The 21,577-nt window shown below is 65.6% G+C and carries 24 protein-coding genes; 10 read left to right on the top strand and 14 right to left on the bottom strand.

What is annotated here, in order from left to right:
- Nucleotides 1–64 precede the first annotated feature (64 nt).
- Nucleotides 65–895 carry an SDR family oxidoreductase gene (locus tag CBI38_RS19095; RefSeq protein WP_109331228.1) on the top strand — a complete coding sequence of 277 codons (831 nt, stop codon included), beginning with the start codon at nt 65–67 and terminating at the stop codon, nt 893–895.
- Here CBI38_RS19095 and CBI38_RS19100 read toward each other — a convergent pair.
- On the bottom strand, nt 867–1,664 hold the full coding sequence (locus CBI38_RS19100; RefSeq protein WP_109331233.1) for a ParA family protein: 798 nt from the start codon (nt 1,662–1,664) through the stop codon (nt 867–869). The two genes, CBI38_RS19095 and CBI38_RS19100, sit on opposite strands and share 29 nt — an antisense overlap.
- Before the next feature lie 69 nt (nt 1,665–1,733).
- On the opposite strand from CBI38_RS19100, the gene CBI38_RS19105 reads away from it, so the two are divergent.
- Nucleotides 1,734–2,348: an acid phosphatase gene (locus tag CBI38_RS19105; RefSeq protein ID WP_109331234.1), complete on the top strand. Its 615-nt coding sequence runs from the start codon at nt 1,734–1,736 to the stop codon at nt 2,346–2,348.
- Complete coding sequence (locus CBI38_RS19110) at nt 2,345–2,824, top strand: GNAT family N-acetyltransferase (RefSeq protein ID WP_109331235.1); 480 nt, start codon at nt 2,345–2,347, stop codon at nt 2,822–2,824. Before CBI38_RS19105 ends, CBI38_RS19110 begins: the two co-directional genes overlap by 4 nt.
- A gap of 3 nt (nt 2,825–2,827) precedes the next feature.
- Here the strand turns inward: CBI38_RS19110 and CBI38_RS19115 are convergent, their stop codons facing one another.
- Nucleotides 2,828–3,241, bottom strand: a complete 414-nt coding sequence (locus tag CBI38_RS19115; protein WP_109331244.1) for a hypothetical protein — start codon at nt 3,239–3,241, stop codon at nt 2,828–2,830.
- 75 nt (nt 3,242–3,316) lie between these two features.
- Between CBI38_RS19115 and CBI38_RS19120 the strand changes: the two genes are divergently transcribed.
- The gene (locus CBI38_RS19120) at nt 3,317–4,270 is read left to right on the top strand and encodes a diacylglycerol/lipid kinase family protein (protein ID WP_109331245.1); all 954 of its coding nucleotides are present in this window, start codon (nt 3,317–3,319) and stop codon (nt 4,268–4,270) included.
- Between the two features lie 240 nt (nt 4,271–4,510).
- Nucleotides 4,511–4,765, top strand: a complete 255-nt coding sequence (locus CBI38_RS19125; protein WP_005240099.1) for a WhiB family transcriptional regulator — start codon at nt 4,511–4,513, stop codon at nt 4,763–4,765.
- Nucleotides 4,766–4,845: 80 nt separating this feature from the next.
- Here the strand turns inward: CBI38_RS19125 and CBI38_RS19130 are convergent, their stop codons facing one another.
- Together CBI38_RS19130 and CBI38_RS19135 are read right to left on the bottom strand one after the other, a co-directional pair.
- A complete protein-coding gene (locus CBI38_RS19130) occupies nt 4,846–6,357 on the bottom strand; it encodes a sensor histidine kinase (RefSeq protein WP_109331246.1) in 1,512 nt (503 codons plus the stop codon).
- Nucleotides 6,358–6,381: 24 nt separating this feature from the next.
- The gene (locus CBI38_RS19135) at nt 6,382–6,597 is read right to left on the bottom strand and encodes a biotin/lipoyl-binding carrier protein (protein ID WP_005240095.1); all 216 of its coding nucleotides are present in this window, start codon (nt 6,595–6,597) and stop codon (nt 6,382–6,384) included.
- Nucleotides 6,598–6,689: 92 nt separating this feature from the next.
- On the opposite strand from CBI38_RS19135, the gene CBI38_RS40595 reads away from it, so the two are divergent.
- The gene (locus CBI38_RS40595; RefSeq protein WP_022597109.1) at nt 6,690–6,764 is read left to right on the top strand and encodes a 50S ribosomal protein bL37; all 75 of its coding nucleotides are present in this window, start codon (nt 6,690–6,692) and stop codon (nt 6,762–6,764) included.
- A 70-nt stretch (nt 6,765–6,834) separates the two neighbouring features.
- Here CBI38_RS40595 and rsrA read toward each other — a convergent pair whose 3' ends face one another.
- Both rsrA and CBI38_RS19150 read right to left on the bottom strand, forming a co-directional pair.
- The gene (gene rsrA, locus CBI38_RS19145; RefSeq protein WP_109331247.1) at nt 6,835–7,116 is read right to left on the bottom strand and encodes a mycothiol system anti-sigma-R factor; all 282 of its coding nucleotides are present in this window, start codon (nt 7,114–7,116) and stop codon (nt 6,835–6,837) included.
- Nucleotides 7,113–7,769, bottom strand: coding sequence for a sigma-70 family RNA polymerase sigma factor (locus CBI38_RS19150; RefSeq protein ID WP_374432561.1), 657 nt, complete (start codon nt 7,767–7,769; stop codon nt 7,113–7,115). The genes rsrA and CBI38_RS19150 overlap by 4 nt, the downstream gene beginning before the upstream one ends.
- Before the next feature lie 201 nt (nt 7,770–7,970).
- Here CBI38_RS19150 and ybaK point away from each other — a divergent pair, with 201 nt between their 5' ends.
- Nucleotides 7,971–8,465: a Cys-tRNA(Pro) deacylase gene (gene ybaK, locus CBI38_RS19155; RefSeq protein ID WP_109331250.1), complete on the top strand. Its 495-nt coding sequence runs from the start codon at nt 7,971–7,973 to the stop codon at nt 8,463–8,465.
- Here the strand turns inward: ybaK and CBI38_RS19160 are convergent.
- Entirely contained in the window at nt 8,452–9,204 is a 753-nt protein-coding gene (locus tag CBI38_RS19160) for an SOS response-associated peptidase (RefSeq protein ID WP_109335201.1), read from the bottom strand. The genes ybaK and CBI38_RS19160 overlap by 14 nt on opposite strands.
- A 101-nt stretch (nt 9,205–9,305) precedes the next feature.
- On the opposite strand from CBI38_RS19160, the gene aroA reads away from it, so the two are divergent.
- Complete coding sequence (gene aroA / locus CBI38_RS19165; RefSeq protein ID WP_109331252.1) at nt 9,306–10,622, top strand: 3-phosphoshikimate 1-carboxyvinyltransferase; 1,317 nt, start codon at nt 9,306–9,308, stop codon at nt 10,620–10,622.
- Nucleotides 10,619–11,608, top strand: a complete 990-nt coding sequence (gene rsgA, locus CBI38_RS19170; RefSeq protein WP_109335200.1) for a ribosome small subunit-dependent GTPase A — start codon at nt 10,619–10,621, stop codon at nt 11,606–11,608. Before aroA ends, rsgA begins: the two co-directional genes overlap by 4 nt.
- Nucleotides 11,609–11,642: 34 nt before the next feature.
- On the opposite strand, the gene CBI38_RS19175 is transcribed toward rsgA, so the two are convergent.
- The 6 genes from CBI38_RS19175 to CBI38_RS19200 all read right to left on the bottom strand — a co-directional run bounded on the left by CBI38_RS19175 (nt 11,643) and on the right by CBI38_RS19200 (nt 17,930).
- Nucleotides 11,643–12,881, bottom strand: coding sequence for a fatty acid desaturase family protein (locus tag CBI38_RS19175; protein ID WP_109331253.1), 1,239 nt, complete (start codon nt 12,879–12,881; stop codon nt 11,643–11,645).
- A gap of 111 nt (nt 12,882–12,992) precedes the next feature.
- On the bottom strand, nt 12,993–14,249 hold the full coding sequence (locus tag CBI38_RS19180) for a fatty acid desaturase family protein (protein ID WP_109331254.1): 1,257 nt from the start codon (nt 14,247–14,249) through the stop codon (nt 12,993–12,995).
- 64 nt (nt 14,250–14,313) lie between these two features.
- Complete coding sequence (locus tag CBI38_RS19185; protein ID WP_109331255.1) at nt 14,314–15,429, bottom strand: ferredoxin reductase; 1,116 nt, start codon at nt 15,427–15,429, stop codon at nt 14,314–14,316.
- A 108-nt stretch (nt 15,430–15,537) separates the two neighbouring features.
- Nucleotides 15,538–16,047, bottom strand: coding sequence for a DUF6912 family protein (locus CBI38_RS19190; RefSeq protein ID WP_109331256.1), 510 nt, complete (start codon nt 16,045–16,047; stop codon nt 15,538–15,540).
- Between the two features lie 30 nt (nt 16,048–16,077).
- Nucleotides 16,078–17,499: a WS/DGAT/MGAT family O-acyltransferase gene (locus tag CBI38_RS19195; RefSeq protein WP_109331257.1), complete on the bottom strand. Its 1,422-nt coding sequence runs from the start codon at nt 17,497–17,499 to the stop codon at nt 16,078–16,080.
- Nucleotides 17,493–17,930, bottom strand: a complete 438-nt coding sequence (locus tag CBI38_RS19200) for an HAD-IA family hydrolase (RefSeq protein WP_109331258.1) — start codon at nt 17,928–17,930, stop codon at nt 17,493–17,495. Before CBI38_RS19200 ends, CBI38_RS19195 begins: the two co-directional genes overlap by 7 nt.
- 104 nt (nt 17,931–18,034) lie before the next feature.
- Between CBI38_RS19200 and CBI38_RS19205 the strand changes: the two genes are divergently transcribed.
- Complete coding sequence (locus CBI38_RS19205) at nt 18,035–18,556, top strand: Rv3235 family protein (RefSeq protein ID WP_109331259.1); 522 nt, start codon at nt 18,035–18,037, stop codon at nt 18,554–18,556.
- A gap of 9 nt (nt 18,557–18,565) precedes the next feature.
- On the opposite strand, the gene secA is transcribed toward CBI38_RS19205, so the two are convergent.
- Nucleotides 18,566–21,433, bottom strand: coding sequence for a preprotein translocase subunit SecA (secA, locus tag CBI38_RS19210; protein ID WP_109331260.1), 2,868 nt, complete (start codon nt 21,431–21,433; stop codon nt 18,566–18,568).
- Nucleotides 21,434–21,577: the final 144 nt, after the last annotated feature.

Raw genomic sequence — 21,577 nt, forward strand, 5'->3', positions numbered from 1 at the left:
AAGTGGCCCGCTTCCAAGCAGAACTCCCGCCCGCGCGAGAGCTGTAACATGTTCTAATTCCCTCATGGCAACCTATGTGATCACGGGCGCCGCGTCAGGCATCGGCGCCGCCACCGATCAGCTACTCACCTCTGCCGGTCACACCGTCATCGGTGTCGACCTCGCGAACACCGACGTCGTCGCCGACCTGTCGACCCCGGAAGGCCGGTCCGCGGCGGTGGCGGCAGTTACCGAGGTCAGCGACGGAGTGGTGCATGGGCTCGTGTGCTGTGCGGGACTCGGACCGCTCTCCCACGCTCCCGGCGGGACACTCGTCGCTGTCAACTACTTCGGCGCTGTCGAATTCGCCACCGGACTGCGGCCGGCGCTCGAGCGGGCCGAGGGTGCGTCGGTGGTCGTGATCTCGTCGAGCAGCACTACCACCCAGCCGGGCATCTCGGAACACCTCGTAGCCGCATGCCTCGATGGCGACGAGGCCAGAGCCCTGGAACTCGGGAACGAGGCCACCGCCATTCCGGCATACCCGGCGTCCAAGCTGGCGCTGGCCTGGTGGGTCCGGCGCGAAGCCGTCCGCGCCGAATGGATCGGGCGGAAAATCCGCCTCAACGCCGTCGCACCCGGGATGATCGACACACCGATGACGAACGGACCCGACCTCGACCCCGCGTTGGCGAAAGCCCTGGATTTCTACCCCGTACCACTGGGACGCCGCGGCCGGCCCGAGGAGATCGCAGCCGTGGTCGAGTTCCTGGTGGGACCGGGGTCCACGCTGCTCTGCGGAAGTGTCGTTTTCGCCGACGGCGGCACCGATGCACTACTCCGGCAACAGGATTGGCCCGCGGCCTGGACCCCGACCCCTGAGGACCTTACTCGACACTTCCAGTCGAGAACGTGACCAGCTCGGACCCGGCCCAGTGCTTCGCCAGGTTGTCCGCCAGGTCACGATAGGCCTGCGCACCCTTGTTCTTGCGCCCTGCCAGAACGGTGGCGCCGGACGCCGTCGCCTCCGCGAACCGGACGGTCCGCGGAATCGGCGGCGACAGGACCGGCAGATCGTATCTGTCGGACACATCGGACAGTACGTCGCGACTGTGCGTCGTCCGGGCGTCGTAGAGCGTGGGCAGCGCACCGAGCAGCACGAGGTCGGGGTTGGTGATCTGCTGGACCTCCCGGACCGTCCGCAGCAGCTGGCCCACACCGCGATGAGCAAGCGTTTCACATTGCAGCGGGACCAGCACCGATTGTGAAGCAGTGAGACCGTTGAGCGTGAGCACCCCGAGCGACGGCGGGCAGTCGATGATGACGGTGTCGTAGTCGTCCAGAAGCGATGCCAGAGCGCGCTTGAGGGCGAACTCGCGGCCGGGACGCATCAGAAGCAACGCTTCCGCACCGGCCAGGTCGATCGTGGCAGGAAGCAGATCGACACCGTCCTCGGTGGGGATCACGGCATCCTTCGCAGCGAGGTCGCCGGTCAGCACCTCGTGGACCGAGGCCTCGAGGCGGTCAGGATTGTGGCCCAGGGAGAAGGTCAGACATCCCTGCGGATCGAGATCGACCACCAAAACCTTGTTGCCCAGCGCAACGAGCGCCGCACCCAGAGAAGCGACGGTGGTGGTCTTGGCGACCCCACCCTTCTGATTTGCCACTGCAAGAACCGTTGTCACGGCTCGATCCTGTCCTACTTCGCCTCTCGAGGCGAGCCTTACACGCGATTCGACTGACATGATGGATGGATGCCACCGAGTGATTCGCCGTCAGAACGTCGGATCGTCCTCCTCCGGCACGGCGAGACAGAATGGGCGCGTTCCGGTAAACACACAGGTCGCACGGATATTCCGCTCACCGACGTGGGCGAACGGCAGGCCCGGACGCTGGGCACCGCACTCGACGCTCTGGGACTGCGCAATCCACTCGTGATCGTCAGCCCCCGCCGCCGCGCCCAGGACACCGCTCAGCTCGCTGGACTGAAGATCCACCGCACGTGGGACGCGCTCGTCGAATGGGACTACGGCGCCTACGAGGGTCTGACGACGCCGGACATACGCACGAAGGTGCCCGACTGGACGGTGTGGACTCATCCCTGTCCGCGCGGAGAACAGGCGGAGCAGATTCATGCCCGGTGCGATCTCGTCCTCTCGGTTGCCCATTCGCAGCTTCCCGACCGCGACGTGATCCTTGTCGGGCACGGCCACTTCTCTCGCGCCCTCATCGCGCGGTGGGCGGATCTGCCGGTAAGCGAGGGGCGCCGATTCGCACTGTCGCCCGGCGCCTACTCGATACTGGGTTTCGAGCACGGCGCACAACAACTGGTCACTCACAACGTGACGATCGAGGAAGGTTCCCGATGATCAGACGCGCACGACCCGGGGACGTCCCTGCCATCACGGCCATGATCTACGAGCTCGCCGAACACCAGAAGGCGCGCGACGCGTGCACCGTCACGGCAGAGCAAATGCAGGATGCGCTCTTCGGACCGCAGCCGTCCACCTTTGCGCACGTCGCCGAGAGCGACGACGGGCGCGTGGTCGGCATCGCAGTCTGGTTCCGCAACTTCTCCACGTGGGACGGCACCCACGGTATCTACCTCGAGGACCTGTTCGTCAGCCCCTCCGAACGAGGTGCCGGGCACGGCAAAGCGCTGCTCGCCACACTCGCCAAGGAGTGCATCGACAACGGCTACACGCGACTGTCGTGGTCGGTGATCAATTGGAATACTCCGTCGATCGAGTTCTACGAATCGCTCGACGCTCATCCTCAGGACGAGTGGACCACCTACCGGCTCACCGGGGACCCGCTGGGCAAGCTGGCATCCGAGGTGAGCTGACTGTTATTCGTCCTGACCGTATTCGGCGGCCATCCACTTCGACGTGGGGCTGCTGAACAGGCAGCCGAGAGCACCGATCACCACGACCCCGAGCAGGACACCGAACACGGGCTGGTGTGAATCGGTGAGAAGCGACCACGCCACCGGCAGCAGGAGCAACTGCGCGACGATCGCGATGGCCCGACCCCAGCGCCTGCCGAAGATCAACGCCACGCCCGCGGCGAGCACTGCGCCACCGAGGATGGCGAACCATGCCGCGGTTCCGTAGCCGCTGCTCACACTCTGATCGTGGCCGAGCAGCCCACGCACGACCAGCACGACGGCCACCCCGACGGCGACGGCACCCTCGAGGGACACCAGTGCACCCGCGGAGCGGACCGTTGCGGGCGTGGACTGGCTGAGAGGCGGCTTCGGCACGCGGCAAGCCTAGAACACCGAGACGCCGGCAGGCTCGGGACGGTGACGCACAACGCCCCACTAGTCTTGGTCCCTGTGCGCGCGCTGCTGATCGTCAATCCGAATGCCACCTCGACGACCCCGGCCGGGCGCGACCTCCTCGCCCATGCACTGTCGAGCAGAGTGCGATTGACGGTGGCGCACACGACGCACCGCGGCCACGCCGCCGAACTTGCGCAGCAGGCCTGTGTGGACGGAATGGGGTTGATCATCGTCCACGGCGGCGACGGCACCGTCAACGAAGTCGTCAACGGCCTCCTGGGTACTCCCCCGCCGGGGTCGACACGAGTCGAGTCGGTGGGACTGGTTCCGCCGATCGCCGTCGTACCCGGAGGTTCGGCGAACGTGTTCGCCCGGTCACTCGGCATCGCCGCCGATCCTGTCGATGCCACCAACCAGCTCATCGACCTGCTGGCGCGCGGCGAGCTGCGCAGGATCGGTCTGGCCCACTGCGACAACCGCTGGTTTACGTTCAACGCGGGTCTCGGGTGGGACGCCGCCGTCTGTGAGGCCGTGGACGCCCACCGCAAGAACGGCCGACCGGCCACACCCGCCCAGTACGTGCGGGCGGCGGTCCGGGTCTTCTTCCGGTCGAAGAACGCCGAGCCGACGCTCACGGTGCACGTTCCCGGGCAGGAACGGGTCGAGGGCGTCCACTACGCATTCGTGTCGAATGCCAGTCCGTGGACGTATCTGAACAAACGGGAGGTCCACACCAACCCGGACACGAATTACGACAGTGGGCTCGGCGTCTTCGCCATGACCTCCACGTCGATCGTCACCACACTTCGTGTTGCCCGCCAGTTGTTGACCCCCGGCGTCAGTCCGCGCGCGAAGAAGCTCATCAGGGTCGACGACGTGCCGTCGGTGCACATCTCGGCGTCCCGGCCGATCGGACTCCAAATGGACGGCGATTACATCGGCCTGTGCAACGACGTCGAGTTCGTGTCGGTGCGGGAGGCCCTGGACGTGGTTGCGCCCAAATCCTGAGCAGACCTCGAGAAATCGGGTTTTCCACCTCGCGGGCCGGGCTGCCATGGGGTACAAAGGACGGCGCGCCTCATAGGGCGACCTTAGTAAGTGAGTTCCCCCACGGTGCGGCGGATTTCTATTGACATCCCGCCAGTTCGTGAAAGCATTCACAAGCAACAGTGCGGAAACATTCTCTACGCACAGATGAACTCACCAAGACAAAACGGTGCATTACGCACCCAGTTAAGGAGCAGAAGGATGGACTGGCGCCACAAGGCAATCTGTCGCGACGAAGACCCCGAGTTGTTCTTTCCCGTAGGCAACAGCGGTCCGGCTCTCGCGCAGATCGCCGATGCCAAGGTTGTCTGCAACCGCTGCCCGGTCACCGCCGAATGCCTCTCCTGGGCTCTCGAGTCGGGCCAGGACGCCGGTGTCTGGGGCGGCATGAGCGAAGACGAGCGACGCGCACTCAAGCGCCGTAACGCGCGCACGCGGGCCCGCACGACCGTATAGAAGTACTTCGAGGAAGACGGGCCCGGCACCACATGGTGCCGGGCCTCTTGCTTTGTGCACCGTCCCGCTTTTGTGCGCCGTCACGTCGCGTTCCAGTACCGAGGCCCGCGGCGGCCGAGCGGAACCCTCAGCACTGCGTCCGTTCCGCCGTCCGTTCCCGGGTGCAGGCCCAGGGAACCGTTCAGTTCGGCGGCCACGAGCGTCCGCACGATCTGCAGGCCGAGACGATCGGAACGTTCGAGGCTGAAACCGGGCGGCAGGCCTTTCCCATCGTCGTGGATAACCACGTCGAGCCAGCGTGCGGACCTCTCGGCGCGCATCGTGACCGTTCCGGGCGCACCGGGCTCGAAGGCGTGCTCGATGGCGTTCTGCACGAGTTCGGTCAGGACCATCACGAGCGGTGTGGCCCGTTCCGCGGAGAACACCCCCAAACTTCCCTCACGCCGGACCTTGATGGGTGTGCTCACGGTTGCCACGTCGGACAGGATCGGCACCAGCCGGTCGACGACCTCGTCGAGGTCCACTTCCTCGTCCACGGACATCGACAACGTGTCGTGCACGAGCGCGATCGAGGTGACCCGGCGCACGGATTCCGTCAGCGCCTGGCGCGCTTCCTCGTTGTTGGTGCGCCGCGCCTGCAATCGGAGCAGGGCGGCGACAGTTTGCAGATTGTTCTTGACCCGGTGATGAATCTCACGGATCGTCGCATCCTTGCTGAGGAGCGCTCGATCGCGCCTCTTGACTTCCGTGACGTCGCGTACGACGACGGCCGCGCCCACCCTTTTACCGCCGGGCTTGAGGACCAGCGCACGCAGCAGCACCGTCGCTCCCCGCGCCTCGATCTCCATCCGCCTGCCGGGGATATCTGCAAGAGTGTCGCGGATATAGCCCGCAACCTCCTGCGACTCGAACGGGTCGGTGACCAGTGACCGCGTGGTGGCCGCCAGGTTGCGTCCCACCAGGTCGGAGCTCAGACCCATGCGGTGATAGGCGGACAAGGCGTTGGGGCTGGCATAGACGACGCGACCCTCGGTGTCGAGTCGGATGAAGCCGTCGCCGGCGCGGGGACTGGAATTGGTGTCCGACCGCGACTCCCGGATCGGGAAGGTGCCGTCGCTGATCATCTGGCACAGGTCTTCGGCGCAGTCGAGGTAGGCCACTTCGAGCGGGCTCTGCGCCCGCTGATGCGACAGGTTCGTGTCCCGGCTGAGTACCGCGATCACCTCGCCGCCCCAGCGGACCGGGACGGCCTCGCCCCGCGGCGGCAGTCCGGCATGCGTGCCACCATCCGTCGGCCGCACCACCCGCTCCTCGACAAGGGCCTGCAACACCTGCGGATGCTGGGACTCCGAGGCCACCGTTCCGACGACGTCCTCGGGATACGCGGTCGACGCGGTGGTGGGCCGGCAGTGGGCGACGCAGATCACCGTCCGCGTTTCTTTCGGGGACGCAGAATCCTCGACCCACAGCAGCACGTCGGCGAACGACAGATCGGCAAGGAGCTGCCACTCCCCGACCACTCTCTGCAGGTGATCGACGGCGGACCCGGGAAGATCGGTGTGCTCGGCGAGCAGATCGCTCAGGGTGGACATCGGCTGAGGGGACTTCGGGTCAGCTCACGAGATGACGGCGATGAGGTCGCCCTGCTGGATCACGTCGCCGACCTTGACGTCCACGGAGGTGACGGTGCCGGGCTCCTCGGCGATGACGGGAATTTCCATCTTCATGGATTCCAGAATGACGAGGGTGTCGCCTTCCTTCACCTCGTCACCCGCACTGACCACAACCTGATACACCGTCGACACCATCTCGGCGCGCACGTCTTCTGCCATCGTGATCCTTACTCCCGGGGTCGAGAAAGCCCTGTTGCACAGACACCCAACCACACGTGGAACACTGTAGTGAAAAGAAGGGAGATCTACTCATGGGTAAGCGTGGTCGCAAGAAGCGCAGTCGCAAGGGCAATGCCGCCAACCACGGCAAGCGTCCCAACGCCTGACGCGCCGTAGAACGCACATCAGGGGCCGGAAAGCAGCACGCTTTCCGGCCCCTGATTGCTTGTCTGAAGCCTAAGCCTCGCGTTCGGTCTCTGTGATCAGGATGGTCCGCCGTAACTCGACGGAGAGCCGTTGGCGCAGGCTTTCGGGGGCGTGCTCGCCACCGCATTTGCGGCTCACCAAGCTCTTGACCTTCTCCTCGATTCCGTAGGCCTCGAGGCAGGAGCCACACTCGTCGAGATGCCGCTGCAGCCGCGCGCGCGAGGCCGCATCACATTCGCGGTCCAGCATCAGCCAGACGTCGGCGATCACCGCGGAGCAGTCGAGCTGCTCGAATTCGTCCTGCTCGCTCACCGGGAAACCTCCTGATCCGCACCTACGGCCGCCTCGGCCGGCAGCTCTCCGTCACCCCGGTTGAAGCCGCGTTCACGTGCGACGTCACTCAGCAGGCCGCGCAGCTGCTTACGTCCGCGGTGCAGACGCGACATCACGGTCCCAATGGGGGTACCCATGATGTCGGCGATCTCCTTGTACGGGAATCCCTCGACATCGGCGTAGTAGACGGCCATCCGGAACTCCTCCGGCAGCGCCTGCAGCGCCTCCTTGATGTCGTCGTCGGGAAGGGCATCGAGCGCCTCCACCTCGGCGGACCGCAAACCGGTGGACGAATGCTCTGCCGTCGCGGCCAGCTGCCAGTCCGTGATCTCGTCGGTGGGGTATTGCGCGGGCTGCCGCTGCTTCTTCCGGTACGAGTTGATGTAGGTGTTGGTCAGGATCCGGTACAGCCAGGCCTTGAGATTGGTGCCCTCACGGAACGACCGGAATGCTGTGTATGCCTTCACGTACGTTTCCTGCACCAGATCTTCGGCATCCGCAGGGTTGCGCGTCATCCGCAGCGCAGCACCGTACAACTGATCCAGAAGTGGAAGCGCGTCCCTTTCGAAACGCGCGATCAACTCGTCCTGGGGCTCGGGTCGGTCTGCCTTCGGACGGTCATGTTCGTGCACGCTGATCCCTTCGGTCGCCGTGGGCGTCAAGGTTACCGCCAACTGCAGACGCGACGTGGGCTCCGCTACCGTGGCCATCACGAGTAGGACCACTCCCTTCACTGGACGCTTGCTTCTGCCCGTACCAACACGGCTGCCCCCGACTGTGTTCCCGGGACGTACTCCTGAGGCCGCCGGGACGAGATGGCACAGTGTTCATCCATGGCCGGAACTGCGACCCCCGCGACCACCCTGCTCGGTAAACAGCGCGTCGCGCACCGGGTACACAGCTATGCGCACGACGCGCGCGCCGAGTCGTACGGCTCCGAGGCCGTCGACGCGCTCGCCGAAACGGTAGGGGTCGCGGCCCATCAGATTCTGAAGACCCTCGTGATCAAACTCGACACCGGCAAGCTCGCCGTCGCGGTCGTGCCGGTGCCGGACATGCTGTCGCTGAAGGCCGCAGCGGCGGCACTCGGGGCGGGTAGAGCCGTGATGGCCGAGCGGAGCGAGGCGGAGCGGTCGACCGGTTACGTTTTCGGGGGCATCTCGCCACTCGGGCAGCGGAAGATCCTTCCGACCGTGATCGACGCCTCCGCCATGAACTGGGATCGGGTGCTGTGCAGTGCGGGACGCCGGGGTGTGGAGATCGAACTCGCGCCGGCCGACCTGGTGCGGCTGAGCGGAGCGGTGGTCGCCGCCGTCACAGCAGGCTGAGCTGCTCTCCTGTCCGTGCTTCGTCGGGCGTGCCCGGATCGTGCTCGAGTAGCTCGGGTCCGTTGTTCCGGACGCTGTTCACTCGCGTCGACACCCGGACGATCCCGATGTCGGCGATGGCCTCGGTCGAGACCGTGAGTAGATCGGCCGATGCGGGTTGCCGAGGATCGAGCCAGGCGTCCCACCGATCGCGCGGCAACACGAGCGGCATCCGGTCGTGCACATCCGCCAACTGGGCAGCGGAGTCGACCGTGACGATGGCGCAACTCAGGACAGGTGCGGGGTCGCGCACCGACCGGTCGTGCCATACGGACCACAGCCCTGCCACGTACAGACGGGACCCGTCCTGCGGCGACAGATAGTACGGAATCTTCTCGGTTCGGCCCGACGCCCGTCCCTGGCCACCCGTGGGTTCGTTCTTCCACTCGAACCACCCGTCCATCGGCACCAGACACCGCGTGTGGGTGAACGCGTTCCGGAACGCGGGTTTGTCGATGGAGTCGGCGCGGGCGTTGAACAGGACGGGTCCGCCGCCGACTTTCCTCGACCACGGCGGGACGAGCCCCCACCTCATCCGCCGGACACGATGCGCGTCGTGACGGTGGAGGACAGTGAGTACCTCGGTGGTCGGGGCGACGTTGAAATCCGGTCGACCCGGCTCCTCCCCCACCTCGTCGATGGCATCGAGGTCGGTCGCCAGCGTTGCCGGATCCGCAGTGGTCGCATACCTGCCACACATACCCACCAGAGTGGCACGGACCACCGACACCGGGCCGAGCCGTCCATCCACCCACCCGACACGCCGCCCAGCCGTGTCCCTCACCCCTCGCGTAGGCGAAGATGGAGACCGTGAGCCTGAGCCTGTGGAAAGCCCCCCGCGCCGAAGAGCCCGTCGTTGCGACGGTTGTCCTGCCCGGATCGAAATCCATCACCAACCGTGCACTGATCCTCGCCGCGCTCGCGCAGGGCCCCTCGACTTTGCGCGGTGCGCTCCGCAGTCGCGACACCGACCTCATGATCGACGCTCTCCGCACTCTCGGAACCACTGTCGAAGAGCAGGACGACACCACGACGCTCGAGGTCACCCCCGGACCCCTCCGCGGCGGATCGGTGGAGTGCGGTCTGGCGGGCACGGTCATGCGCTTCCTGCCACCGGTGGCGGCACTCGCGTCGGGCACGGTCCGGTTCGACGGGGACGAACAGGCCCGCACACGCCCCTTGGGCACCATTCTCGACGCGCTGCGCAGCCTGGGCGCGGACATCGACGGGAACGCACTGCCGTTCACGGTCGAAGGCCGCGGCTCGCTCCGAGGCGGACACGTCACGATCGACGCGTCCGGTTCCTCACAATTCGTCTCGGGCCTGCTGCTGTCTGCGGCTGCGTTCGACGAAGGTGTCACCGTGCACCACGACGGCAAGTCCGTTCCCTCGATGCCCCACATCGAGATGACCGTCGAGATGCTGCGCGCAGCCGGTGTCGCGGTGTCCACGCCGGCAAGCGGCGGTGACGCCGACACGTGGCGGGTGAGCCCAGGCGTGATCCGGGCCGTCGATTGGGCGATCGAACCGGACCTGTCGAACGCCACGGCCTTCCTCGCGGCCGCCGCGGTCACCTCCGGAGAGGTGACGGTGCCACGATGGCCCGGCCGCACAACGCAGCCCGGTGATGCGATACGCGAGATTCTCCTCGCCATGGGTGCGCAGGTGCGCCTCGACGGCGACGAGTTGACGGTCACCGGACCGGGCACACTGACCGGAATCGACATCGATCTGCACGACGTCGGCGAACTCACTCCCACCGTCGCCGCCCTGGCGGCCCTCGCCGAAGGGCCCTCCCATCTGCGGGGAATCGCGCATCTGCGCGGTCATGAGACCGACCGGCTGGCAGCGCTCTCCACCGAGATCAACGCGCTCGGCGGGAATGTCACCGAAACAGAGGACGGTCTCACCATCGCTCCCACGACGCTGCACGGCGGGACGTGGCACTCCTACGCCGATCATCGGATGGCGACGGCAGGCGCCATCATCGGACTCGTCGTCGACGACATGACGATCGAGGACGTGGGCACCACGGCCAAGACGCTGCCGGGCTTCGAAAACCTCTGGGCCGCAATGGTGACCGCAGCTGCGGGCACCGGTCGGAAGGCGAGCTTCTGAGCCGCCGCGAGTACGACGAGTCCGATGTGCGGGTCCGTCCGGGTAGGGGGACGCGGCCGCGGACCAAGACCCGACCGGAGCACCTGAGCGCGGAGTCGGCGATGGTCGTGTCCGTGGACCGGGGACGGTGGGGCTGCGTACTGGGCGGCGATCCAGAGCGCCTGATCGTCACCATGCGCGCCCGGGAATTGGGCCGCACCCCCATCGTGGTGGGAGACCAGGTCAGTGTTGTGGGCGATCTCTCCGGCAAGCCCGACACTCTCGCCAGGATCGTGCGGGTGGCCGAGCGCTCCACCGTTCTGCGCCGGACGGCCGACGACACCGATCCGTACGAGCGGATCGTCGTCGCCAACGCCCAGCAGTTGCTGATCGTGGTCGCGCTCGCCGATCCCCCACCGCGCACCGGTTTCGTCGAGCGCGCGCTGGTCGCCGCCTACGTCGGCGGGTTGAACCCCATCATCTGCCTCACCAAGAGTGATCTCGAGCCGCCCGAGGAATTCGCGAGTGCTTTCGCGGATCTCGATGTTCCCGTGGTGGTCGCCGGACGAGACGATCCCGTCGACGACGTCATGACCATGTTGTCGGGAAAGCTCACCGCATTGATCGGTCATTCCGGTGTGGGCAAGTCCACGCTGGTCAACCGGCTCGTTCCGGACGCCGATCGGGCGGTGGGTGTGGTGTCCGGGGTCGGGAAGGGGCGGCACACCTCGACACAATCCGTCGCGCTGTCCCTACCGACGAGTGGTTGGGTGATCGACACCCCCGGAATCCGGTCGTTCGGGCTTGCCCACATCTCCCCCGAGAATGTGGTGGCCGCCTTCTCCGACCTGGCTGCGGCGATCGAAGACTGCCCGCGCGGGTGCACCCATCTGGGCCCGCCCGCCGATCCGGAGTGCGCGCTCGATCAGCTCGAAGGGAAAGCGGCCCGACGCGTCGACGCGGTCCGCCACCTCCTCACCGCGATCGCTTCCAACGAAGCGTGGTGACGAAGGGGCGAACCGCGCCCGGTGAAAACTTCTTCTAGCGCGACAACAGCGCACGCAGGCCGCGGCGCCCGCGTGAGCGCTGGATCGCGCTGCGGAGCCCCTGCCGACGGCCGGTCACGGGATCGATTGTGGCTGTTGCCTTTCCACCGAACTTGCGCTCCGACGCGGTTTCCGGTGCGTCGTCCGCCGTGGCCTTGAGGTACTTGTTCGGCAGCGACAACTTGGCGATGGTGCGCCACGACTTCGCGTACTGCACGAGGAACGGTCCCGTCGTATAGGGCAGGTCGTACTTGTCGCACAGCTCACGCACGCGCACCGCGATCTCGGCGTAACGGTTGCTCGGCAGATCGGGGAACAGGTGATGCTCGATCTGGTAGCTGAGGTTGCCGGACATGAAGTCCATGACCTTGCCGCCCTCGATGTTTGCGCTACCGAGCATCTGGCGTAGATACCACTCGGCGGGCGTTTCCTTGTCGATATCCGCCTTGGTGAACTTCTCGGCACCGTCCGGGAAGTGCCCGCAGAAGATGATGGCGTTGGTCCACACATTGCGGATCATGTTGGCGCTGACGTTGGCCGTCAGCGTGCTCTTCCACGCCGGGCCGGTGATCGCCGGGTGCACGACATAGTCCTTGAGGAGCTGCTTGCCGATCTTTTCGCCGACCTCGCGGAGCTTGCGCTGAGTCTCCTCCTTCGGCACGCGCCCCTTGGCGACCTTGCCGAGCTCGAGGTGCTGGGCCGCAATGCCGTATTCGAAGAACAGTGCCAGCAAGGTGTTGTACACGAGGTTGCCGGTGTTGAACGGCTTCCACCGCTGATCACGGGTGACGCGCAGCAGCCCGTATCCCACGTCGTCGTCCATACCGAGGACGTTGGTGTACTTGTGGTGAATGTAGTTGTGGGTCTGCTTCCAATGGGCGGACGGCCCCGTAACGTCCCACTCCCACGACGTGGAGTGGATCTCCGGGTCGTTCATCCAGTCCCACTGGCCGTGCATCACGTTGTGGCCGAGTTCCATGTTCTCGATAATCTTCGAGAGGGCGAGCATGGCGGTGCCCGCCAACCAGGCCGGGCGGCGCTTGCTCGCGAAGAGAACGGCCCGGCCACCGATTTCGAGCGACCGCTGCAACCGAATGGTATTGCGGACGTACCGTGCGTCACGTTCACCGCGAGATTCCTCGATATCGCGCCTGATCGCATCCAGCTCGCGTCCGAGCGCCTCGATGTCGGCTTCGGTGAGATGTGCGTATTCCTTGACGTCTGCAATCGCCATGGGGAACCTCCTCCTGGCTGGGTCGACAGTTCACACCCGTAGGCGCTGACATGACCTACCGTACCGTAAGTTACGACACCGTAGGTTACCTCAGCGTAGGTGTGAGGGAAATCACCGTCGACGGCGAGGAATCTTGGCCTGAGCACGGGCCCGGAGGGCCGACAGCAGACCTCGACGCTGCCCCGTCACAGGGTCCGTACGCATCGTTTCGACCATGGCGGCACCAGCGTCGCGAGCGTCGCGGAACTTGCGCTCCGAGGAGGTCTCCGGAGCGTCGTCCGCCGTCGCCTTGAGCATCCAGTCGGGTAGCGCAAGTTTGTGGATGGTGCGCAGCGCCAGCAGGTACTGCTTGGCCAGCGAGCCCGTCGTGTAGGGCAGGTCGTACTTCTCACAGAGCGCCCGCACCTTCACCGCAATCTCGGGGTAGCGGTTGCTGGGCAGATCCGGGAACAGGTGATGCTCGATCTGGTAGCTGAGGTTCCCGCTCATGAAACCCATGACCTTGCCGGAATCGAAATTGGCGCTGCCGAGCATCTGTCGCAGATACCACTCGTGCCGGGTTTCGTTCTCGTACTCCTTCACGGTGAACTTTTCGGCACCGTCCGGGAAATGGCCACAGAAGATCACCACGTACGCCCACAGGTTGCGGACCAGATTGGCGGTGGTGTTCGCCGACAACGTCGATTTCCATGCGGGTCCCGCGAGCACCGGGAAGAGAAGGAAATCCTTGCCGACCTGACGGAAGATCTTGCGAGCAAAATCCTTGTTCGCCTGCGAGTTGAGCTGACCCTTCTCCACACCCTCGAGCTCGGCCGCGAACGTGAGGTCGTGCAGCGCGATACCCCATTCGAAGGTAGCTGCCAGAACGATATTCGCGATCGGCTGCAGCAGATTGATCGGCCGCCACTCCTCGTCGCGGGTCATCCTGAGAATGCCGAAACCCACATCGGAGTCCATTCCCACGATGTTGGTGAACGTGTGGTGAGAGTAGTTGTGGGCGCGCTTCCAATGCTCCGACGGACCCGTCTGGTCCCACTCCCACGACATCGAGTGGATCTCCGGATCGTTCATCCAGTCCCACTGGCCGTGCATCACGTTGTGGCCGAGCTCCATGTTCTCGATGATCTTCGAGAGGGACAGCATGGCGGTGCCGGCGAGCCAGGCCGGGCGGTACTTGCTTCCGAACAACGCGAGCCGGCCACCGAGCTCCAGCAGCCGCTGGGTCCGGATCGCTCGGCGAATGTAGCGGGCGTCGCGAACGCCTCGCGAATCCTCCACATCGAGCCGAATCGCGTCCAGCTCCCGCCCGAGCGATTCGATGTCCGCTTCGGTGAGGTGTGAGAATTCTTTGATGTCGGTGATTGCCACCGTGCTCCTCCGTCTGGTCAGAGACTCCGAGAATAGCCGAGACAGATGAACAACACGCCGACGCTCACGCGTCGAGTGTGCAGTCACCCGCCGCGGAAGAGATGCACGTCTGGACGCGGTCTCCCTCGGCGTGCTGCTTCCCGGACCTCAGATCGATGGCGTGTCCCGACAGAATCGGCACGACGCAGGTCTGGCAGATACCCATCCGGCACCCGAAGGGCAGCAGTGCCCCGGCCTTCTCGCCGGCCTCGAGCAGGGTGGTGGCGCCGTCGATCGTCATCACTTTGTCCGCTTTGGCGAAGGTCACGGTGCCGCCTTGACCCGAAGTGTCCGCCCGGGAGACCGCGAACCGTTCGAGGTGCAAGCGATCCTCGATGTCCTCGTCCCGCCACAACGTCTCGATTTCGTCCAGCATCGGCAGCGGCCCGCAGGCCCACGTCTGCCGCTCCCGCCAGTCCGGACACACGTCGTCGAGGGAGGACAGCGCGAACTTGCCTTCGGTGCGGGTGAGCTGGATCTTGCACCGGAAGTCGTCGTGTTCGTCGTGCAGGCGGGTCAGTTCGTCCGCGAACATCACGTCGGCATCGGTGGGCGCCGAGTGGACGTGGAACACGTCGGGAAGCTGCCCGCGCCGGTTCATCGTGCGCAGCATGGCCATGACCGGAGTGATCCCGCTGCCGGCAGTGAGGAACAGGATGCGCTCCGGCGGGGGGTCGGGCAGGGCGAAGTTCCCTGTAGGCGTCGCGAGTCGCACGATCGTCCCGGACGGCACGCCGTTGACGAGGTGACTCGACAGGAATCCCTCGGGCATCGCCTTGACCGCAATGGAGATGAGCTTGTCGTCCCAGTTGGGCGGGGAGGTGAGGGAATACGAACGCCAGTGCCATCGGCCGTCCACGTGAAGTCCGATGCCGATGTACTGACCGGGCTCGTAGTTGAAGTCGAATCCCCAGCCGGGCTTGATGACGATCGTGGCGGAATCGGCCGTCTCGGCGCGCACGTCGACGATCTGGCCGCGCAGCTCCCTGGCCGACCACAGCGGATTGGCCAGATGTAGATAATCGTCCGGGAGCAACGGCGTCGTGAGCCGTGCGGCCGCACCGCGCAACCAATTGAGTTTGGACCGCTTGGCGGGCACCACCGCTGCTGCGGGCGCCTCGATCCAGTCCTTCAGACCCATCAGACCTCCACCTGTCTCGTCGTGACCTACGCTACCGTAGGTTACCGACTTACGGTACCGTAGGTTACCTCGAGGTAGGGATGCGGTCCTCCTGGGACGACCCAGAGGTCAGAGCAATTCCAGAAGAAAAGAAATCTCCTGGGTGGCATACCACGCGAGCACGTGATCCTCGGCGTCACCGAGCACGAATTCCGCATCCGGGTCGCCGAGGTCCGCCTCGTCGATCGCCGCGACAGCCCGCTCGATGTCCGGTTCGGCCTCCGCCAGATCCACATGGACCGACGCCACCTGCGAAAGAGTCACCGGTCCCGGCAACCGCACCACCGCATCGTCGAGATCGGGGCGCGGCGTGACGTCGTCCACGTCTGCTGCGACGACCACCCGCCGGAAACGGACGCCGTCGCCGCCCTCTGCCAACCGGCCCGCGATGAGCCGGAGCGAAGCCCGCGCGGCCTCACCCATCGCCACCTCGGCCAGCTCCTCGTCGTCGCCCGACGAGTAAGCCTCACGCAGGGTGGCGGTGACAGCGAACGCGGTCCGGCTCATCGGATCGAACTTCGACTCGGTCACCAGCTCGTGCAGGATTTCGATGGTCGCGGGAACGTACACCCTCGTCATGTGTCACCCGTCATTCGCAACGCGGACTTCTCACCGGCTGGCATCCAACAACTCCTCGAGAGATTGGTACAGCAGCGCCGCCACCACGTCCACATCGGCCATCGCATCACGGTCTGCATTCAAACCGTAGTAGACGTTGCCGTCGTAAGAGGTCAAGGCAATGCTCAATGTCTGATTTTTCAGGAGCGGCGACACCGGGTACATCTCGAGCATGCGCGCTCCGCCGACGTACAGCGGCATCTGCGGACCGGGCGCATTGGTGATCATCAGATTGAACATCCGCTGCGAGAAGCTGCTCGCCACACGGGCACTCATCGCGTGCAGGGTGGCAGGCGCGAACCCGGACAGCCGCACGAGCGTCTGAGCCGTCACGCGCCGACTCTGCTTCGCGTGCGCCTCCATCGCATGCGCCACGTGTGAGAGTCGCACCACCGCATTCGGTTCCCCCACGGGCAGGTCGATGAGAAACGACGACACCATGCTCCGCGGATCCGACCACTCACCACGCTGACCCAGGTCGACGTCCGTGTCGGGGTCGACGTACACCGACATCGGTACCATGGCGCGCACCGTGGTTGATTCGGCGACCGGCTCGCCGCGCGAGAGCAACCAGTTTCGCAGGGCACCCGACACCACGGCGAGGATGACGTCGTTGACCTCGCACCCATACCGAGCGCGGATCTTCCGGTAATCCCCCAGTTCGGTCTTGACCACGGCGAAGCGCCGGTTACGGGAGATGGTCGCATTCAACGGGGTCGCGGGCGCGACCTGTGTCGCCGTACGCACCACAGCGGCCAACTTCCCCACCGCGCGCACGGTCTCGCCGAGCGCAGACGCCATGCCGCTCAGGGTCATTCGCAACGACGCCAGCCCCTCCCCGGGCCGCGCCAGGATGTCGGCGAGGGCGCCGGCGACGAGGGTGGTCTCGCTCGGCTCCGGGCTGGGCATCCACAATTCCTCCGCCATGGGTCTGCGTGTCTTTGCCGAATCGAGAATGACCTGACCGATTTCGGGTGCCGTCTCCCCGTCGACGAGGGAGGAATGCGACTTGGTGAAGATCGCAAAGCGGTTGTTCGACAAGCCCTCCACCAAGTACATCTCCCACAGGGGGCGCGTGTTGTCGAGCGGCCGCGACGTGAGGCGCGCGACCAGATCATGCAGCTGCGCGTCCGAACCTGGCTTCGGCAGCGCCGATCGCCGGACGTGGTACTCGATGTCGAAATCCTGATCGTCCACCCACACCGGACGTGACAATCCCAGCGCCACCTCCCGCACCTTCTGCCGGTACCGCGGCACCAGACTCAGGCGTTCCTCGACGAGACGGAGTAATTCCTCGTAGGACAACCCACTTCGGGGCTTGCGGAAGACGGCAAGCGAACCGACGTGCATCGGCGTGCTACTTGCCTCGAGAAAATAGAACGACGCGTCCTGCGTTGTCAGTCTCGTCACCATGTCGACGCCTGTTCCCCTTGCATTCCGTCTCGATCCACGTCGAGAAGCACCGCCAGCTCGCTCGCGGTCACCACGCCGTCGACGTGGTGCACACCCACCATCCCGACAGCCACCGCACCGCGAACGTTGACCGCCAGGTCGTCGACGAAGATACAGTCCCGCGGTTCCAGGCCGAGCACTTCGGCCGTCAACCGGTAGATGCGCGGATCGGGCTTGGCCACACCGACATCGCCGGACAGCACCACCCGGTCGACCAGCCGGCCGTCACCGAGTTCCCGCAACCACTCACCCCCGGGACCGCCGGGGTCGTTACTCAGGATCGCGGTCCGGACGCCGCGACGCCGCGCGTCGGCGAGGACCGCCGACAGCCCGTCGAAGTCCGAACCGGGGCCCACGAGCACACCGCCGACGTCCACAATCAATCCCCGCACGACCCCACCCTAGGGTTCCCTGCGGGGTTCGGCGACACGACCGCTGAATCCGTGCAAGGATGGCCGCTACGACGGCCGTCTCATGCCGAAACCGGGGGGAAGAAATGAGTGAGTCCTACACGTTCCTGTCACGCGTGCCCAGCTACGAACCGCCGACCGGTGAGGCGCTGGGCGCGGCCGGTCCGGCCGTGTCGTCCGGCACCCGGCGAGCCCTGGGTCGGGGCCGTCACTCGTCACCGGCGCGTAGCTCGGCGCACTCCGGCACCTCGCCGCGCTCCTCGCCCGACGTCACTCGTCCTCGCGCCGCTCCCGACGCACAGCGCTTCACCGAACACGCGTTCCGGCTGGTGCTGGAAGTACTGGATCGGCGGCGCAACGTGCGGCAGCTGCGGCCCGTGGTCGTTCCCTCACTGCTGGACGTGGCACGGACTCTCGCGCTTGCCGAGTCACCGTCGAGACGGCTCGGAGTCGCGACCCTGCTCCGTGTCCACCTTCGGGTACTCGACGACAACACACTCGAGGCCTTCGGCACCTACGGACGGGGACCGCGGGTGTTCGTGATCGCAGCCCGTGTCGAACGGAAATCCGACACGGGCTGGATCGTCACCTCGATGGTGGTCGGCTGACGAAGCGGCTCAGCGCTTGCGCTTGGACCGCGGCGCCTTCTTGCCCTTCGACTGCGACCGTGCAGCATCGCGCCGCTGGCGCCGGGTTCCCGGGTCCGAGTTGGTGTCGCTGCCGGTGCCGCGGCGGCTGAGCTGGGCGTTGCCGTCCTCCGCCGGACCCGAATAGGTCAGGCCACGCGGCTCCGCCTCGTCCAGTCCCTTCGCGCGCAGGGCGGACGGTGCAGCGGTGCCCTGAGCCTGGCGTGCCGCCTCCTGGGTGGGCAGCGGCCGGGCAGGAGCGGGCGTCGGCGAGCCAGACGCCGTCGCGGCCGCCGAGGACGCCGTCACATTGACGCCGGGGGCGGCCGCCTGCTGCGGCGCAGCGGCCTCGACCTGCAGATTGAACAGGAATCCGACCGACTCCTCCTTCAGGCCCTCGAGCATGCCGGTGAACATGTCGAAACCCTCGCGCTGGTACTCGACCAGCGGGTCGCGCTGCGCCATCGCACGCAGACCGATTCCCTCCTTGAGGTAATCCATTTCGTACAGGTGCTCGCGCCACTTGCGGTCGAGCACACTCAGCAGCACTCGCCGCTCGAGTTCGCGCATGGCACCCGCACCGGCGGCGGCGTCGATTTCTGCTTCCCGACGTGCATACGCCTGGTGTGCATCCTCGAGCAGCATCTCGCGGAGTTCGTCGCTGGTGACGTCCTTCACCTCACCGTCGGAGCCGTCTCCGACGATTTCCTTGAAGTCGAGGCCGATCGGGTAGAGCGTCTTCAGCGCGGTCCACAGCTGTTCGAGATCCCAGTCCTCGACGTACCCCTCGGAAGTGGCACCGTCGACGTACGCGGTGACCACGTCCGTGATCATCTTCTCGACCTGGCCCTCCATGTCCTCGCCTTCGAGGATCTGGCGGCGCTCCTTGTAGATGACCGTGCGCTGCTGATTCATCACCTCGTCGTACTTGAGAACGTTCTTCCTGATCTCGAAGTTCTGCTGTTCCACCTGCGTCTGCGCGCTCTTGATGGCCTTCGAGACCATCTTCGCCTCGATCGGAACGTCGTCGGGAAGGTTGAGCCGGGTCATGATCGACTCGAGCGCCGCGCCGTTGAACCGTCGCATCAACTCGTCACCGAGCGAGAGGTAGAACCGGGACTCGCCCGGATCGCCCTGACGTCCGGAGCGACCACGAAGCTGGTTGTCGATTCGCCGGGACTCGTGCCGCTCGGTACCGAGTACGTACAGTCCGCCCGCTTCCCGGACCTTGTCCGCATCGGCTTTCACCTCGGCCTTGACCTGCTCGAGAACCTCGTCCCACGCCGCCTCGTATTCCTCGGGTGTGTGGACGGGATCGAGTCCCCGCTTGCGCAGGGCGATGTCCGCGATGATGTCGGGGTTGCCGCCGAGCACCACGTCGGTTCCACGACCGGCCATGTTGGTTGCCACGGTGACAGCCCCCGACCGGCCTGCCTCGGCGATGATGGTGGCTTCCTGCTCGTGGAACTTCGCGTTCAGCACGTTGTGCGGCACGCCCCGCTTGGTGAACTGTTTCGACAGATACTCGGACCGCTCGACGCTCGTGGTGCCGATCAGGACGGGCTGCCCCTTCTCGTGCCGCTCCACCACATCGTCGACGACGGCGTCGAACTTGGCCTCTTCGGTCTTGTAGATGAGGTCACCGTTGTCGACGCGGACCATCGGCCGGTTGGTGGGGATCGGGATGACACCGAGGTTGTAGATCTGGTGCAGCTCGGCGGCCTCGGTTTCCGCGGTACCCGTCATGCCCGACAGCTTGTCGTACAGCCGGAAGTAATTCTGCAGCGTGATCGTTGCGAGCGTCTGATTCTCGGCCTTGATCTCCACCTTCTCCTTGGCTTCGATCGCCTGGTGCATGCCCTCGTTGTAGCGGCGACCGACGAGGACACGACCGGTGAACTCGTCGACGATGATCACTTCGCCGTCGCGAACGATGTAGTCCTTGTCCTTCGTGTAGAGCTCTTTCGCCTTGATGGCGTTGTTGAGGTAGCTCACGAGCGGCGAGTTGGCAGCCTCGTACAGGTTGTCGATGCCGAGCTGGTCCTCGACGAGCTCGACGCCCGCTTCGTGCACACCGATCGTGCGCTTGCGGATGTCGACTTCGTAGTGGACGTCTCGCTTCAGCATCGGCGCGATACGCGCGAACTCCGCATACCACTTGCTCGACGCATCGGCGGGACCGGAGATGATGAGGGGGGTTCTGGCCTCGTCGATCAGGATGGAGTCGACCTCGTCGACGACGGCGAAGGCATGACCACGCTGAACGAGATCGTCCAGCGAGTGCGTCATGTTGTCGCGCAGGTAGTCGAATCCGAACTCGTTGTTCGTGCCGTAGGTGATGTCTGCGGCATAGGCCGCGCGGCGCTCGGCGGGAGACATTCCGGACAGGATCACGCTCGTCTCCATACCCAGGAAACGGTGAACTCGTCCCATCCACTCGGAGTCGCGCTTGGCGAGGTAGTCGTTGACCGTCACGACGTGGACGCCGTCGCCGGCGATGGCATTGAGATAGGCGGGCAGAACGCAGGTGAGAGTCTTGCCTTCACCGGTCTTCATCTCGGCGATGTTGCCGAAGTGCAGCGCAGCCCCACCCATGATCTGCACATGGAAGTGCCGCTGGTCGATGACGCGCCACGACGCCTCGCGGGCCACCGCGAACGCCTCGGGGAGCAACTCGTCGAGCGATTCACCGTCGCGGTACCGCGAGCGGAACTCGTCGGTCTTCGCCCGCAACTGCTCGTCGGTCAGGTCTTCGACCTCGGACGACAGCGAGGAAACGTGGTCGGCGATGTGCTTGAGCCGCTTGACCATGCGACCTTCACCAACACGGAGCAGCTTGGATAGCGACAGCGACGGCACAGTCTTGTTCGTCCTCAATCTTCGGCGGTGGGTGGGTGACACACAAAATCCGGCCGGAGGTCCGAGAACCCCGGCCGGATTCCATGGTAGGCGCTCTTCGGTGCGGACGAGTAGACCGACCGCTCACACCGTCACGTGGGACGA

This window comes from Rhodococcus oxybenzonivorans, from assembly GCF_003130705.1.
Classification (GTDB): Bacteria; Actinomycetota; Actinomycetes; order Mycobacteriales; family Mycobacteriaceae; genus Rhodococcus_F; species Rhodococcus_F oxybenzonivorans.